The organism is Pseudomonas sp. LBUM1668 (genome assembly GCF_059695715.1).
This window is the reverse complement of sequence record NZ_CP166787.1, coordinates 2,900,739-2,915,893: the sequence shown is the minus strand read 5'-3', so window position 1 is coordinate 2,915,893 and position 15,155 is coordinate 2,900,739. Positions and strand designations below refer to the sequence as shown.

General features: G+C 58.0%; 13 protein-coding genes. 9 read left to right on the top strand and 4 right to left on the bottom strand.

Annotated elements, in window-relative coordinates:
* Positions 1-41 precede the first annotated feature (41 nt).
* From fapC to fapF, 4 genes are all read left to right on the top strand, one after another.
* Complete coding sequence (gene fapC, locus ACA061_RS13110) at positions 42-1,034, top strand: amyloid-like fimbrin subunit FapC (RefSeq protein WP_150615707.1); 993 nt, start codon at positions 42-44, stop codon at positions 1,032-1,034.
* A 62-nt stretch (positions 1,035-1,096) separates the two neighbouring features.
* Positions 1,097-1,777 (top strand): fibril amyloid maturation endopeptidase FapD, encoded by a 681-nt coding sequence (gene fapD / locus ACA061_RS13105; protein WP_497301835.1) that lies wholly within the window; start codon positions 1,097-1,099, stop codon positions 1,775-1,777.
* Positions 1,778-1,821: 44 nt separating this feature from the next.
* A complete protein-coding gene (fapE, locus tag ACA061_RS13100) occupies positions 1,822-2,568 on the top strand; it encodes a fibril amyloid subunit FapE (protein ID WP_497301834.1) in 747 nt (248 codons plus the stop codon).
* Positions 2,569-2,613: 45 nt separating this feature from the next.
* Positions 2,614-3,918 carry a fibril amyloid transporter FapF gene (gene fapF, locus ACA061_RS13095; protein WP_150615710.1) on the top strand — a complete coding sequence of 435 codons (1,305 nt, stop codon included), beginning with the start codon at positions 2,614-2,616 and terminating at the stop codon, positions 3,916-3,918.
* A gap of 94 nt (positions 3,919-4,012) precedes the next feature.
* On the opposite strand, the gene ACA061_RS13090 is transcribed toward fapF, so the two are convergent.
* A complete protein-coding gene (locus tag ACA061_RS13090) occupies positions 4,013-5,338 on the bottom strand; it encodes a sigma-54 dependent transcriptional regulator (protein ID WP_497301832.1) in 1,326 nt (441 codons plus the stop codon).
* A 366-nt stretch (positions 5,339-5,704) separates the two neighbouring features.
* On the opposite strand from ACA061_RS13090, the gene ACA061_RS13085 reads away from it, so the two are divergent.
* From ACA061_RS13085 to nhaB, 3 genes are all read left to right on the top strand, one after another.
* The gene (locus tag ACA061_RS13085; protein ID WP_095188991.1) at positions 5,705-5,971 is read left to right on the top strand and encodes a hypothetical protein; all 267 of its coding nucleotides are present in this window, start codon (positions 5,705-5,707) and stop codon (positions 5,969-5,971) included.
* Between the two features lie 281 nt (positions 5,972-6,252).
* Entirely contained in the window at positions 6,253-7,542 is a 1,290-nt protein-coding gene (locus ACA061_RS13080) for an NHL repeat-containing protein (RefSeq protein WP_150615711.1), read from the top strand.
* 184 nt (positions 7,543-7,726) lie between these two features.
* On the top strand, positions 7,727-9,229 hold the full coding sequence (gene nhaB, locus ACA061_RS13075) for a sodium/proton antiporter NhaB (protein WP_497301830.1): 1,503 nt from the start codon (positions 7,727-7,729) through the stop codon (positions 9,227-9,229).
* Between the two features lie 132 nt (positions 9,230-9,361).
* Here nhaB and ACA061_RS13070 read toward each other — a convergent pair whose 3' ends face one another.
* Genes ACA061_RS13070 through gnd form a run of 3 tightly spaced genes read right to left on the bottom strand, consistent with a single transcriptional unit; the run spans position 9,362 to position 12,668 of the window.
* Positions 9,362-10,171: an HAD family hydrolase gene (locus tag ACA061_RS13070; RefSeq protein ID WP_497301829.1), complete on the bottom strand. Its 810-nt coding sequence runs from the start codon at positions 10,169-10,171 to the stop codon at positions 9,362-9,364.
* A complete protein-coding gene (gene zwf / locus ACA061_RS13065; RefSeq protein WP_150603119.1) occupies positions 10,168-11,691 on the bottom strand; it encodes a glucose-6-phosphate dehydrogenase in 1,524 nt (507 codons plus the stop codon). The genes ACA061_RS13070 and zwf overlap by 4 nt, the downstream gene beginning before the upstream one ends.
* Positions 11,688-12,668: a phosphogluconate dehydrogenase (NAD(+)-dependent, decarboxylating) gene (gene gnd / locus ACA061_RS13060; protein ID WP_150603120.1), complete on the bottom strand. Its 981-nt coding sequence runs from the start codon at positions 12,666-12,668 to the stop codon at positions 11,688-11,690. Before gnd ends, zwf begins: the two co-directional genes overlap by 4 nt.
* Before the next feature lie 273 nt (positions 12,669-12,941).
* Here gnd and ACA061_RS13055 point away from each other — a divergent pair, with 273 nt between their 5' ends.
* Together ACA061_RS13055 and ACA061_RS13050 are read left to right on the top strand one after the other, a co-directional pair.
* Positions 12,942-13,124: a DUF6026 family protein gene (locus tag ACA061_RS13055; RefSeq protein ID WP_283436578.1), complete on the top strand. Its 183-nt coding sequence runs from the start codon at positions 12,942-12,944 to the stop codon at positions 13,122-13,124.
* 212 nt (positions 13,125-13,336) lie between these two features.
* The gene (locus tag ACA061_RS13050) at positions 13,337-15,085 is read left to right on the top strand and encodes a phosphoethanolamine transferase CptA (protein ID WP_210554714.1); all 1,749 of its coding nucleotides are present in this window, start codon (positions 13,337-13,339) and stop codon (positions 15,083-15,085) included.
* Positions 15,086-15,155 lie beyond the last annotated feature (70 nt).

Here is a 15,155-nt window from a genome sequence, read left to right as displayed (position 1 = left end):
ACCAACACTTAACCAACTAATAAGCACGACGGAGAAACACCATGAAACCTACAATGGCTCTCAAACCACTGGTTTTCGCACTTGCAGCAGTGATGGCTATCGCAGCACAGGCAGGCGGTCGTGATGACGATCATGGTAATGGACACGGCAACGGTCATGGTAATAACCAGCCTAGGGGCCCAAGCCTTGAACAACTGCTGCAAATCACTGCAGGCGCCGGCGCCGCTGTGCTCGATGAGCAAGACAGCGACGGCAACGTTGTCAAAAACCAGGGCACGCTGAATAACGCTAACGCCAGTGACTCGCTCAACAACTCCAACGGCAACATGGGCGCCAACGTGGCAGCCGGCGACGGCAACCAGCAGGACAACGCTGCTGCATTGGCCACCGCTGACGAAAGCTTCATCTTCGGTAACGCTGTTGCTGCCTCAAGCGCCACTCAAACCAACAACAACAACTATGTGAAAAACTCGTCCACCTTCAACAACGCCACGCTCAACAACGCAGGCAACAATGGTTCCGGCAACATCGGCATCAACGTCACTGCCGGTAACTTCAACCAGCAGAAAAACAACCTGGCGATCGCCGTATCCGGTGGCCGCGTAGCTCAGGCTGCTGCATCTGCCAACCAGTCTTCCACTGGCCTGGTTGTAGAAAACAAAGGCGTGCAGGCCTACAAAACCGACACCCTCACCGGCACTTATGCCGCTGCCGGGACGTTCAAGGCAAAAGGCACTGCAACCATCGAAGACGATAATGATCACGGCGGTTGGGGCAATCGTGGCGGCGGCCACGGCGGCAACGATGATCAGAAAGCCAAGTTCGAAGCCGTGGGTACCTTTGGCCTCGCTGGCGTAACCACTCAGCAAGTGATGACCAAAGACGGCTGGAAAGCGCCAGTGGTCAACAATGCCAACATGACCAACTCGATGAACAACTTCTCCGGCAACGGTGGGGCCAACGTCTCGTCTGGTGTGGGCAACCAACAAAGCAACTCGCTGTCCATCGCCGCAGGTTGCAGAGCCTGCCTGTAATCGCGATCGAACGAAAGCCCCGGAAACGGGGCTTTTCCTCAGTCCGCAAAGGCGTATCGATCATGCGTAAGTCTGCCCTTCTCGCTTTGCTGTGCGTGTGCGGTCTGACTCAGGCGGCACAGATGCCTGTGGCTGCCTTGCCGGGCGGCACACTCGTCTACAAGGACGTGCAAAGCATTCGTGAGCGCAAGTTTGCCGACATTGTCGAACAGAAAACCGATTTCAGCTGCGGCGCTGCCGCACTGGCCACGGTGTTACGCCAGGCTTATTGGCTCGACGTCGATGAGGAGCACATCATCAAAGGCATGCTGGTCACTGCAGACCAGGACCTTGTTCGTACTCAAGGCTTCTCCATGCTCGACATGAAGCGCTACGTTGAAAGCATCGGCATGCGTGCCAGAGGCTACCGGATACCGCCCGAGAAGCTCGAAGCGGTGACGATTCCGGTGGTGGTACTGATAGATATTCGCGGCTACAAGCATTTCGTCGTGTTGCAGCGTGCAGACAAGGAGTGGGTTTACATCGGAGACCCTGTCCTGGGTCATAAGCGCTACAAACACGATGACTTTGTCAAAGGTTGGAACGGCATTGTCTTCGCCATCGTCGGTCCCGGGTACGACAAGGCCAACGCCTTGCGCAGTCCACCGGTACCGTTGACGGCCAAGAACCAGCTGGATGGCTTCAATCCTGTCAAAGATGCTGAATTGATGGATTTCGGGTTCATACAGAGCGACTTCTTTTAATCGCCGACTATATAAAAAGGGACTGGATGTCCCGGGAGCAGCAGATGAAAACCTCATACTGGCTGGCCGCCGCCTGCCTGGCGGCGAGTGCTTCAGGCTATGCCAATGCAGGATTCACACCTATCGAAATCAAGGACCATGAGCTCGCCGAGCTGCGTGGTCGTTATGTCATGCCGGGGCGAATCATCAGCTTCGGCATTGTCATGAGCAGTACCTGGCGCAACGCCAGCGGTGACTTGATCGGAGCAGCGACCTCGATGCAGATCCAGGCCGCGACGGTAAAACCGGAGTTCTACGTCTCGACCATCAAGGAACACGGCAATGGCAGCACCCCGACGCTGGGTACTGGCAGTGTCATCGGTGGCGCGGGGCTCAACAGCAGCCAGGGCGTGACGCAAAGCGTACGCGCCGCCGGCGACAGCAATACCGCCAACAACAATGTTGCTATCAACGTCAGCGAAGCCAGTCAGGCGCCAGCGCTGACCCCTTCTCAAGGCCAGGCGCTGGTCGCCGGACAAACCATCAGTGGCAGCAACGCTGCGGGCAGTGTCGCGGTGTCGGCCACTGGCGGCGGCGTTCAAATGGCTATTCAAGCCAGCGGCAATCAGGGAACTGCACTGCAACAAGTCGCCCAGGGCGGTTTACTGCAGAACACTCGATTGCTGGGCAGCGCCAACGTGGTCAATAACCTGACTCAACTCAACGTCGTATTGAACAATAACGGCAGAAGCGCCGGCGCACTGGACTGCAACCTGACTCAACTCGGGGCCCTACGCAATATCGGATATTGAACTACGCTGAGTCTCGATCATTGGGCATAAAGGGACGGCTTATTCATGTATCGATCAGTATCACTGCGTGCCGCAGTGTGTTTGAGCACTCTTCTCCCTGCCGCAATGTTGCAAGCGGCTCCCAACGCGGATGTAGAGGCCCTGAAACAGGAACTTCTGGAGCTCAAGCAACGCTACGAAGTACAACAAAAAGCCCTGGCGGTACTCGAGCAACGGGTCCGCCAGGTTGAGGAACAACCCTCTGCCCCACCGCCAAAACGGCTGGCGAAATCGCCGTCGGACATGAAAGGCAATCGCGTCGCCACCGGCACCGGTGCTGCCGCAGCATCAGGAGGAGCCGCCGGGGGCAGCGGCGCCTCTTACGGGCAATCTCTGGCTGACGATTCACAACCGGCGCAAAGCGTCTCCAACCTTTATGACGAGGCCAGCGGCTTCTTCGGCGGCGGTAAGTTCAGCGTTGAAACCGGCGTTACTTATTCACGCTATGACACCCGCCAGTTGATTCTCAACGGCTTCCTGGCACTGGACTCGATCTTTCTCGGCAACATCAACCTCGACCGGATCAAGGCCGACACCTGGACCCTTGACCTCACGGGCCGCTACAACTTCGACAATCGCTGGCAGTTCGACCTGAACGTGCCGGTGGTGTATCGCGAGTCGACGTATCAGTCGGGCGGCGGCAACGAGGGTGCGGCAGGCGTTACTACCGAGGAAACCGTCACCAAGGATCCAACCCTCGGCGACGTCAACTTCGGTATTGCGTACAAGTTCCTCGACGAGTCGGTCAACACGCCGGATGCAGTCGTCACCTTGCGGGTCAAGGCGCCAACCGGCAAGGATCCGTTCGGCATCAAACTGCGTCAGACCGACGCCAACTCCAACCTGTTCGTGCCTGACACCCTGCCGACCGGCAACGGCGTCTGGTCGATCACACCGGGCATCTCGCTGGTCAAGACGTTTGACCCGGCCGTGCTGTTCGGTAGCCTGTCCTATACGCACAACCTCGAGGAGTCGTTCGACGATATCAGCTCCACCGTCAACCAGAAAAACCCGGGCAAGGTGAAGATCGGCGACAGCTTCCAGATCGGCGCCGGTATTGCCTTTGCACTGAACGAGAAGATGAGTATGTCGTTCTCGGTATCCGACCTGGTGCAGCGCAAAAGCAAACTGAAGCAGGATGGCGGGGATTGGGAGTCGGTGGTGTCCAGTGACGCCAACGCCGGTTACTTCAACGTCGGCATGACAATTGCGGCCACCGACAACCTGACCATCGTACCCAACCTGTCTATCGGTATAACCGAGGATGCCCCGGACTTTTCCTTCAGTCTGAAATTCCCGTACTACTTCTAAAGCAACAGCAAAGATCGCAGCCTGCGGCAGCTCCTACATAGATCTAATGTAGGAGCTGCCGCAGGCTGCGATCTTTTGCTTTTGAGCTATCTAACTAACGAATCTGATGCTTGTGCAGCAGCCGATAAAACGTCGGCCGCGAAACCCCAAGCACTTTGGCGGCAATACTGAGGTTGTCGCTGTGCCGGTTCAGCACATCGCACAGGGCCTGGCGTTCGGCGCGGGTCTTGTAATCTTCCAGGGTGCCCATGGGCGTGGCGATCGAATGCTGGCTGATCAGCCCCAGATCCCGCGCTTCGATCTGCCGACCTTCGGCCAACACCAGGCCGCGACGAACGCGGTTGGCGAGTTCACGGACATTGCCGGGCCAGTCATGCTTGCCCATGGCAATCAACGCATCTTCGCTGAAGCTGCGCGGCCGGCGGCCCGTTTCGTGGCTGTAGAAATGTGAGAAGTGATTGGCCAGCATCGACAGATCCCCATGCCGTTCGCGCAACGGCGCGGTGACGACTTGCAGCACGTTGAGCCGGTAATACAGGTCTTCACGAAAGCGCTTCTTCTCAATTGCCGCCTCGAGGTCGACGTGGGTCGCCGCCAGAACGCGCACATCCACCGCAATAGGCTGACTGCCACCGACCCGCTCGATGTGTTTCTCCTGCAGAAAACGCAGCAGATTGGCTTGTAATTCCAGCGGCAGATCACCGATTTCATCCAGAAACAACGTGCCACCGTTGGCCGCCTCAATACGCCCGACCTTGCGTTGATGAGCGCCGGTAAACGCACCTTTTTCGTGGCCAAACAGTTCGGACTGAATCAGATGTTCGGGAATCGCCCCGCAATTGATCGCCACAAATGGCTTGCTGTGGCGTTGGGATTGGCGATGCAGCGTGCGCGCGACAAGCTCCTTGCCGGTACCGCTTTCGCCACGGATCAACACCGGCGATTCGGTGGGCGCCAGTTTGCTGAGCAACTTGCGCAGTTCGCGGATCGGTTTGCTGTCGCCGAGCAGTTCATGCTCGGGCTGATCCACGTGAATCGTGCCCTGCCCGCGCAGCCGCGCCATGCCGAAGGCCCGGCCGAGCGTGACTTGCACCCGCGACACGTCGAACGGCAAGGTATGAAAATCGAAAAACCATTCGCAAACGAAGTCGCCAACGTTCTGCAAACGCAGAACTTCCTGATTGAGCACAGCGATCCATTCGGTGCCGCTGCGGCTGATCAGCTCCTTGACGGCTTCAGGTCGCTCCAGATGAAAGGGCTGCAAACGCAAGAGCCCGACATCACAGCTGCGGTCGGCAGCGTTTTCCAGGGTACAACTGTCGACATCCCACCCTACCGCGCGCAAACCGGGTAACAGGCGATGGCAGTCGTCGCACGGATCGACCACCAATAAACGTCGTAACGCAGGCGCTTCGCTCATGACTGTTCCTTGGCGCCAAATTTTAGGAAAAGGTTGAAAAAACAGTCATTTGGCAGACCTGGCTGTAACATTAGCAAGATTTTGACAGCGCCTTGTATCGATTGCTTATAGGTGTACAAGCAAACTCGTTATAAGAACTGCAGTTGTTAGTTAGCTATCGACTTATGTCTAGATGAATCCCAGTTAATAAGCTTTCGCCAAGCTTTCAAAACCGGTTTAAAACCGGGTATATGAAAGAAAGTCGAAATTTCTTTGCCAAGAGTGTGACCTGCTCCGGGGTTGCGTGCATCAGTACAAGTAACCAGCCGAACGGTAAGCCCAACCGACGGCACATCACTTGATTGGGCACTACAGAGAGAAGACCCCATGACCGCCCCGCTCCGTATCAACGAAGCACTTTTGATTGCCAACCACGCCTTCAAGCCTTTCCAGTGCGTGGCCTGGGCGCCACAAGACGGCAATGGCGAACTGAGCCTGACCGTTATCGACCGCACCAACTCCCACATCGGTCGCAAACAGATTCCAAGCAGCGCCTACTCCGATCCGGCACAACTTGAGCAACTGCTGCAGCAAGCTCGTGCTGAACTGAGCGACGAAGGTTACACGCTGCAATCCTGGTCGATGCCGCACTGATAACCGGGTGACGCGGATGACTTCCTCGTCATCCGCCCTACTCTTGTTAGTTGCTGTTTCTGGTTAATCCTCGATACTTTTGTACAACTTTCGGCAACACCCTCCAGCGTATTTGCTTGGCACGCTTGCATTCGGTTCAAAAAGACACTGTTCTGGCACAGTGCGACCCTCCACCTGTTAGTTCTTACAGTTGTACTTCCCTCAGTTCAGGTTTTGAATGTTCCGCTCATGCAGTTACCAGCCGGTTTGCGGTCTTGGTCAACTCGCAAGGAGATGCGTGCATGTCCACCCTGAACGCCTTTGCGCTCCCAGCCTTAATGAATAATGCCGGTCAACTTGACCAGACCTTCGCCTTCCGCGGCGTTGCTCAGGTGTATTTCGCCGGCAGTTTGTCCAGCCTGACCGGGGATGTTGCGCTCGATGCGCAAGGTCGGATTCTGGTGGCGGCGAAAGTCGGAGTTGCCGAGGGCAGCCGTTTCGGTCTGGCGCGGTTGCTCGCGGATGGTTCTGCTGATTTGTCCTTCGGCAATCAGGGCAGCGTGATTGACACGTTTACTCATGGTTTCGAAGCGATGGCCGGCAAAGTCCAGGCACTGGCCGATGGACGCATCCTGCTGGCCGGTTTGCACTATGAAAACAGCCATCGCACTTTGCCCGCCTTAGCCTTGTTCGATGCGCAAGGCAATCCGGATCAGACGTTCGGCGACAACGGCCGGCAGGTCGTGCGCCTGCCGGGCGACCTGTCCATGGGCACCCGCGATAGCTGGCTCCCGCCCGGTGTACCGGGTGCCGAAGCCTGCGATTTCGCGGTTCAGGACGACGGGCATATTCTGCTGATCGCCAATCATCATTTCGAACTTGCCGATCACGCCGGGATGCTGATTCGCCTCAAACCCGATGGTTGTCTGGATGAGGCTTTCAACGGTCGCGGCTTCGTGATGATCCGCCATTTGCTGCTCAATACCTGGCTCAGCAGTCTGTTGTTACAGGCTGACGGGCGGATCGTGGTTGGCGGATCGATCGACTTTCCGCAGCAAGGTCTGTTGGCGCGGTACCTGCCCGATGGTTGTCTTGATGAACGATTTGCAGTGGATGGTTTCATGGCGTTCACCGCCCAAGGTAAAAGTGCACTGGTCAGTCAGATCCTTGAATCCACCGAATCGCTGCACTGTTTCGGCAGCAGTCGCGACCCGATCCGCTGCCTCACGCTCAGCCTGCACTCTAATGGTCGCCCGGACTCGCACATCGGCAATGGCCAGTCGCAACTGCTCGAAATCGGACCCAGCGGCTGCCAATGGAGCGCCGCACAACGCATGGCAGACGGTCGGATGATCGCGGTGGGAGCAACCATTGGCGGTGTCGAGGCAGACTTCATCGTCGCTCGTTATCACGCCGATGGCAGCCTCGACCCAAGCTTCGGCGATGGCCGCGGCTGGCTGCGCACACGCCTGGGCCGCAGCCTCGACACGGCCAACTCACTGGCCGTGCAAACAGACGGTTCAATCTTGGTCGGCGGCTATTCGCTGGATGGCAACTACCGGGCGATGGTTGCGCGCTACACAAATCAATAAATTTTCCCTGGCACAATTACGCCCCTGTAGGAGCTGCCGAAGGCTGCGATCTTTTGATTTTAAAAAAAGATCAAGAGATCGCAGCCTGCGGCAGCTCCTACAGGACACCGTATCCAGCAGTTAGAACTTGAACTCGGCTGAAACATCCGGCAACTTGCGCGCTTCAGAATACAAGGAGCAACCGATGTCCGGTTCAATCGCCCAGGCGTTCGCGCACAACTTTCTCGGGCACTCGCCACGTTGGTACAAGGCGACCATCGTCGGTTTCCTGATCCTCAATGCGCTGGTGCTGTTCACCGTCGGCCCCGTCGCGGCGGGCTGGCTGTTGGTGATCGAGTTCATTTTCACCTTGGCCATGGCCCTCAAGTGCTATCCGCTGATGCCCGGTGGTTTGCTGTTGATCGAAGCCCTGCTGCTGAAGATGACCACGCCGCAGGCGCTCTACGATGAGCTGGTGCACAACTTCCCGGTGATCCTGCTGTTGATGTTTATGGTCGCCGGCATCTACTTCATGAAAGACCTGCTGCTATATCTGTTTTCGCGACTGCTGTTGGGCGTGCGCTCCAAAGCGATACTGTCGCTGATGTTCTGCTTTCTGTCGGCGTTTCTCTCGGCGTTTCTCGATGCCCTGACGGTGACCGCAGTGATCATCAGCGCAGCGGTAGGTTTTTACTCGGTCTATCACCGGGTGGCCTCGGGCAACGATCCGCGCCAGGACAGCGAATTCAGCGACGACCAAAACCTGCCGACTTTGCACCATGCCGACCTGGAACAATTTCGCTCGTTCCTGCGCAGTCTGTTGATGCATGGCGCGGTCGGCACAGCGCTTGGCGGCGTCTGCACGCTGGTGGGCGAGCCGCAGAACCTGCTGATCGGCCATGAAATGGGCTGGCATTTTGCGGAGTTCTTCCTGAAAGTCGCACCGGTGTCCTTGCCGGTACTGGCGGCGGGCCTGGTGACCTGCGTGTTGCTGGAAAAACTGCGCTGGTTCGGTTACGGCACCCTGCTGCCGGACAACGTGCGCGCCGTACTGGCCAACTACGCCGCCGAAGACAACGCTGAACGTACCGCACGCCAGCGCGCGGCGCTGCTGGTGCAAGGCACCGCCGCGCTGATCCTGATTGGCTGCCTGGCCTTCCACGTGGCAGAGGTCGGCCTGATCGGTTTGATGGTGATTGTGTTGATTACCGCATTTACCGGAATCACCGATGAGCATCGTCTGGGCAGTGCGTTCAAGGACGCCATGCCGTTTACCGCATTGCTGGTGGTGTTTTTTGCCGTGGTAGCGGTGATTCACGATCAACAGCTGTTTGTGCCGCTGATCACGTGGGTACTGGCGCTGCCGGCGGATCAACAACCGGGTATGCTGTTTATCGCCAACGGCCTGCTATCGGCCATCAGCGACAACGTGTTTGTCGCGACCATCTACATCACCGAAGTGAAGCAGGCATTTCTCGCCGGCCACATGAGCCGTGAGCATTTCGAGACGCTGGCGATTGCGATCAACACCGGCACTAACCTGCCGAGCGTGGCGACGCCGAATGGTCAGGCAGCGTTTCTGTTTTTGCTGACGTCGGCAATTGCGCCGCTGGTGCGGTTGTCTTATGGGCGGATGGTGTGGATGGCAGTGCCTTACACCGTGGTGATGGGGTTGTTGGGCTGGTATGCGGTGAGTTACTGGCTGTGACCACAACTCCCTGTAGGAGCTGCCGAAGGCTGCGATCTTTTGATCTTGATTGTTAAAAAAAAGATCAAAAGATCACAGCCTTCGGCAGCTCCTACAGGGGTTCCGTGATTCAGGGTTTCGGTGATTCAGGGCTCAGCGAGGGAGGATGTATTTCTCGATCGCCTGGGCCACACCGTCTTCAGTGTTTGCGCCGGTAACCACATCGGCCTGACGCCGCACCGCTTCTTCCGCCTGCCCCATGGCAATCGACAGCCCCGCGCAATGGAACATCGCCGGGTCGTTGCCGCCATCACCAATTGCCGCCGTTTGTTCCAGCGCAATACCGAGATGCGCAGCAATCGTTGCCAGCGCGGTGCCCTTGTTCGCCTCCAGCGCCGTGACGTCGAGGTACACCGGTTGTGAACGCGAGACTTGCGCCATGCCGTTGACCTTGGGCAACAGGCGCGCTTCGAGCTCGATCAGAAATTCAGTGTTGTTACTGGTCGCGACGATCTTGTCGATGCGCTCCAGATACGGTTCAAAACTCTCCACCACCACCGGCGGATAACCGAGGCCATGCTGCTCGCGCGGCACCATCGGCCCGTTCGGGTCTTTGAGCAGCCAGTCACCGCCGCTGAACACCCAGACTTCAACATCAGGCTGGTCCGCGAAGGTCGCCAGTGCAATCAGTGCGGTCGTCGCCGGCAGGTAATGCGCCACCAGCAGACTGCCGTCCGGATTGACGATGGTGCCGCCATTGAACGCCGCCGTCGGCAGGTCGACGCCCAAGGCTTCGATCTGTTGCAGCATGGCTTTTGGCGGGCGGCCAGTGGCCAGGCTGAACAGCACGCCCGCTTCACGCAACGATCGAACGGCGTCGATGGTGCGCTGGCTCAGACTGTGATCGGGCAGCAACAGCGTGCCGTCCATATCGCTCAACAAAAAACGGATAGGCTCGCTCATCCCAGACCATGCCAGACGCGACCATCGCGAGTCAGCAGATCTTCGGCAGCCTGCGGGCCGTCTTCACCGGCGGCATAGGTCTGTACGCTCGCATCCTGCTGCCAAGCGTCAAGGAACGGCTGCACGGCGCGCCAGCCGTTCTCGATGTTGTCGGCGCGCTGGAACAGTGTCTGATCGCCAGTCAGGCAGTCGTAGATGAGTGTTTCGTAGCCGGTCGACGGCTGCATCTCGAAGAAATCCTTGTAAGCGAAACCCAGTTCGATGTTGGCCATGTTCAACGCCGGGCCGGGGCGTTTGGCCAGCAGATCGAACCACATGCCTTCGTTGGGCTGGATCTGGATGCGCAGGTAGGTCGGCTGCAACTCGTCGACTTCGGTGTCGCGAAACTGCGCATAAGGCGCCGGTTTGAAGCAGATGACGATTTCAGTGTCGCGCACGCTCATGCGTTTGCCGGTGCGCAGGTAGAACGGCACGCCAACCCAGCGCCAGTTGTCGATCATCACCTTGAGCGCGACGTAGGTTTCGGTGCTGCTGTCGGGTGCGACGTTGGCCTCTTCGCGGTACCCGGCCAGTGGCTTACCGCCCACCTCGCCGGCGCTGTACTGCCCGCGAACCGAGTTGGCCCGCGCTTCTTCCACGGTCCATGGCCGAATGGCGCCGACCACCTTGGCCTTCTCGCCGCGCACCGCATCGGCGCCGAACGCCGCCGGAGGTTCCATGGCGACCATCGCCAGCAACTGGAACAGGTGATTGGGCACCATGTCGCGCAGCGCGCCGGTGTGTTCGTAAAAACTGCCACGGGTTTCAACGCCAACGGTTTCCGCGGCGGTAATCTGAACGTGGTCGATGTAGTGATTGTTCCAGAATGCCTCGAACAGGCTGTTGGAGAACCGGCTGACCAGAATGTTCTGCACGGTTTCCTTGCCCAGGTAATGGTCGATCCGATAGATCTGCTTCTCGGACATGACCTTGAGCAAACAGGCGTTCAGTGCTTCGGCAGTGTGCAGATCGGAGCCAAACGGCTTCTCGATCACCACTCTTCTGAATGCTTCGGGGGTTTCCTCAAGCAAACCGGCGCTGCCGAGACGGCGCACCACTTCGCTGAAGAAACGCGGCGCGGTGGCCAGATAGAACACCGCATTACCGGTGCCGCTGTCGGCGATTTTCGCCGCCAGCGCGGAATAAGTGCTGTCGTCCAGAAAGTCGCCCTGGACGTAGCTGATGCCTTTGGCGAGCTTGGCCCACAAGGCCGGATCAAGCATCTGATCGCCCTTGCCGACCTTCGCCGCCACTTCGGTGCGGATGAAGTCTTCGAGTTTTTGCGCGAAGGCTTCATCGGTAATGGCGTTGTGGTCAACGCCGACGATCCGCAGACCCTCATCAAGCAAGCCGTCGCGACTCAGGTTGTACAGCGCGGGCATGAGCAAGCGCTTGACCAGGTCACCGTGGGCACCGAACAGGAACAGCGTGGTCGGTGGTGCGGGTTCTGCCTTGGATTTTCTGCGGATCGTATGGGTCATTTTTTCGCAGTCTCTACGTGGCCGCCGAAGCCGAAGCGCTGGGCCGAAAGAATCTTGTCGCCAAAAGTGCCCTGACCACGGGAGCGGTAGCGCGAGAACAGCGAGTTCGACAGCACCGGTACCGGCACCGCTTGTTCCATGGCGGCTTCGATGGTCCATTGACCTTCGCCGCTGTCGGCCACCGAGCCGGAAAAACCGTCGAGTTTCGGGTCGCTGGCCAAGGCGTCGGCGGTCAGATCGAGCAACCAGGACGACACCACGCTGCCCCGACGCCAGACCTCGGCAATGTCAGCCACGTTGAGATCAAAACGCTGATCTTCCGGCAGACGCTCGCTGGATTTGGTCTTGAGAATGTCAAAACCTTCGGCGAAGGCCGCCATCATCCCGTACTCGATGCCGTTGTGAATCATCTTCACAAAATGCCCGGCACCGGCGGGACCGGCGTGGATGTAGCCGTGCTCGGCACGCGGGTCATCGGACTTGCGGTCCTTGGTGCGCGGAATATCACCCATGCCCGGCGCCAATGCGGCAAATAGCGGGTCGAGACGTTTTACGGTCTCGGCATCGCCGCCGATCATCATGCAGTAACCGCGCTCCAGGCCCCAAACGCCACCAGAGGTGCCGACGTCGATGTAGTGCAGGCCCTTCTCGGCCAGGGTTTTGGCGCGGCGGATGTCATCCTTATAGTTGGTGTTGCCACCGTCGATAATGGTGTCGCCAGCTTCCAGCAGGTTGCTCAGCGTTTCGATGGTGTCTTCGGTCGGCGCGCCGGCCGGCAGCATGACCCACACGGCACGTGGTTTGGCCAGGCCTGCAACCAGAGCCGGCAAATCGGCAACGCCCGTGGAGCCCTCGGCGACCAGGTTATCGATGAAAGCGGTATTGCGGTCGAAAACAACGGTGGTGTGACCGTTGAGCATCAGACGCCGCGCAATATTGCCGCCCATACGGCCCAGTCCAATAATCCCGAGTTGCATGTGCTGATGCTCCTTACTACAAATAATGTGTGTCAAAAGGTATAGCCCAACGCGACTAATGGAGGTTAGTCCAGAGCACCGGGATGAAGTTTCCGGGCATTGTGCCCGATCTAGACTGATAACGCCCTCAAACCTGTCGAAGACACACCGACCGTGAAAAATAAAAAAGTTCCATTCAGAGGCAAAAGAAAACAAAATTGCTGCCGATAGTAAGTCAGCACCCCAAAAAAGGGGGCTACTTACAGTTGAGACACACCATTTGCGAGGTGAGCAATGGGCACAGTACACACAGCAATGCCGCCACAAACCCTGTACGTCACGATTCGTCGTGATGAATTGCGTCAGTTGAAAGACGAGCGCGACCAATTGAAGCAGGAGTTGGCGCAACTGCGCGCGCTGACCCAGGGCGTTCAGCCCAAACCGCTGCCGGTTGTCCAGCGTCACCCGCACGCCTGATATTCCCCGCTGTTTTCGGGAGCAGCCGACGCTGTTCCCGACACGATGCACCTCTGGCCGCTTTTGCATAGACAAGCGCGCCGATTAACAAAACTTTCACATTCCCTTCGTGATACTGCGCCGCATTCTGGCCGTACCTGCGCGTGCGGCGTCCGTTCGTCGGTTTCATGGATGTTCCGGCGGTAGTTGTAACGAGTGAGCTGGAGCGCCGAATGGCATTGTTCAAACGCAGCAAAACGACTGCGGCAGGTTTCGATTGGGCCGGTTTCCTCTGGCTGTTTGTGTTCTTCTGGTACTTCTCCGGCATTACCCAACTGCTGATTCAGATAACCGGCACCTCCGGTTTCACGGGGTTTCGCCAAGCGTTCGTGATGAGCGCGATCTGGCTGGCACCCATGCTGTTGTTCCCCAAACGCACAAAACTGCTTGCCGCCCTGATCGGCGTGGTGCTGTGGGCCTGTTCGATGGCCAGCCTGGGTTACTTCTTCATTTATCAGCAGGAGTTCTCCCAGAGCGTCATCTTCATCATGTTCGAGTCGAACGTGTCTGAAGCCGGCGAGTACATGACCCAGTACTTTGCCTGGTGGATGGTGGCGGCGTTCCTCGCGCATACCGCATTCGCTTACTTTCTGTGGACTCGCCTGCGCCCGGTGTACATGCCCCGTGGCCGTGCAATGGTCGCCGCCGCGGCTATCGTGATCGCTGTTGTCGGTTATCCGCTGGTCAAGCAAACGCTGCGCATGGGCACTTTCGCTCAAGGCTTCGAGAAATTCGAAACCCGTATCGAGCCGGCGGTGCCTTGGCAAATGGTTGTGGCTTACCACCGTTATCTCGACACCCTGGAAGACATGCAGGGCATGCTGCACAGCGCCAGCAAGATCCCGCCGTTGCATAACCTCAAGGCTGCCGGCGCCGATCAGCCGTCAACGCTTGTGCTGGTAATCGGCGAGTCGACCAACCGTCAGCGCATGAGCCTGTACGGCTACCCGCGCAACACCACGCCGGAACTGGACAAACTCAAGGACCAACTGGCGGTGTTCGACAACGTCGTCACCCCTCGCCCGTACACCATCGAGGCGCTGCAGCAGGTTCTGACGTTCGCTGACGAAGAAAACCCGGACCTGTACCTGTCCACGCCATCGTTGGTCAGCATGATGAAACAGGCGGGTTACAAGACCTTCTGGATCACCAACCAGCAGACCATGACCAAGCGCAACACTATGCTCACGACCTTCTCCGAACAGGCCGACGAGCAGGTGTACCTGAACAACAACCGCAACCAGAACGCCGCCCAGTACGACGGCGACGTGATCGAGCCGTTCAACAAGGCGCTGGCCGATGCAGCACCGCGCAAGCTGATCGTCGTACATTTGCTCGGCACCCACATGAGCTACCAGTACCGTTATCCGCCGACCTTCGACAAGTTCAAGGACCGCAACGGTGTACCACCGGGTGTGCGTGACGATCAGGTACCGACCTACAACAGCTATGACAACGCCGTGCTGTACAACGACTTTGTCGTGTCGAGCCTGATCAAGGATTACGCCAAATCCGATCCGAATGGCTTCCTGCTGTATCTCTCGGACCACGGCGAAGACGTGTTCGACTCGGTGGGCCACAACACCCTGGGCCGTAACGAAAGCAAACCGACCGCACCGATGTACACCATTCCGTTCATGGCCTGGGCCTCGCCGAAATGGCGCGAAAACCATGACTGGAACCTGGCCGGTGACTTGCAGCGACCGTACAGCAGCTCGCATCTGATCCACACCTGGGCAGACCTGGCCGGTTTGAGCTTCGATGAACTGGACCGCAGCAAAAGCGTGGTCAGCGACAGCTTCAAAGCTCGTCCATTGCTGATCGGCGATCCGTATCAAACGGCACAACGGGCGCTGATCGATTTCAGCTTGATGAAGCCCAAACCCGTCGCGGGCGCAGAGCCGAAAGTCGTACAAAAGTGACATAGAAAAAAGGGCCAAAACCGGCCCCTTTTTCATGCCTGCAACATTTACAAATGAAAGTATTTCGCGT

Excerpts from the sequence above, each read along its gene's own strand:
- fapE (WP_497301834.1), top strand. The coding sequence starts at position 1,822 with ATGAAAACCTCATACTGGCTGGCCGCCGCCTGCCTGGCGGCGAGTGCT.
- ACA061_RS13085 (WP_095188991.1), top strand. The coding sequence starts at position 5,705 with ATGACCGCCCCGCTCCGTATCAACGAAGCACTTTTGATTGCCAACCAC.
- gnd (WP_150603120.1), bottom strand. The coding sequence starts at position 12,668 with ATGCAACTCGGGATTATTGGACTGGGCCGTATGGGCGGCAATATTGCG.
- nhaB (WP_497301830.1), top strand. The coding sequence starts at position 7,727 with ATGTCCGGTTCAATCGCCCAGGCGTTCGCGCACAACTTTCTCGGGCAC.
- ACA061_RS13055 (WP_283436578.1), top strand. The coding sequence starts at position 12,942 with ATGGGCACAGTACACACAGCAATGCCGCCACAAACCCTGTACGTCACG.
- ACA061_RS13090 (WP_497301832.1), bottom strand. The coding sequence starts at position 5,338 with ATGAGCGAAGCGCCTGCGTTACGACGTTTATTGGTGGTCGATCCGTGC.
- fapF (WP_150615710.1), top strand. The coding sequence starts at position 2,614 with ATGTATCGATCAGTATCACTGCGTGCCGCAGTGTGTTTGAGCACTCTT.
- zwf (WP_150603119.1), bottom strand. The coding sequence starts at position 11,691 with ATGACCCATACGATCCGCAGAAAATCCAAGGCAGAACCCGCACCACCG.
- ACA061_RS13050 (WP_210554714.1), top strand. The coding sequence starts at position 13,337 with ATGGCATTGTTCAAACGCAGCAAAACGACTGCGGCAGGTTTCGATTGG.
- ACA061_RS13070 (WP_497301829.1), bottom strand. The coding sequence starts at position 10,171 with ATGAGCGAGCCTATCCGTTTTTTGTTGAGCGATATGGACGGCACGCTG.
- fapC (WP_150615707.1), top strand. The coding sequence starts at position 42 with ATGAAACCTACAATGGCTCTCAAACCACTGGTTTTCGCACTTGCAGCA.
- ACA061_RS13080 (WP_150615711.1), top strand. The coding sequence starts at position 6,253 with ATGTCCACCCTGAACGCCTTTGCGCTCCCAGCCTTAATGAATAATGCC.
- fapD (WP_497301835.1), top strand. The coding sequence starts at position 1,097 with ATGCGTAAGTCTGCCCTTCTCGCTTTGCTGTGCGTGTGCGGTCTGACT.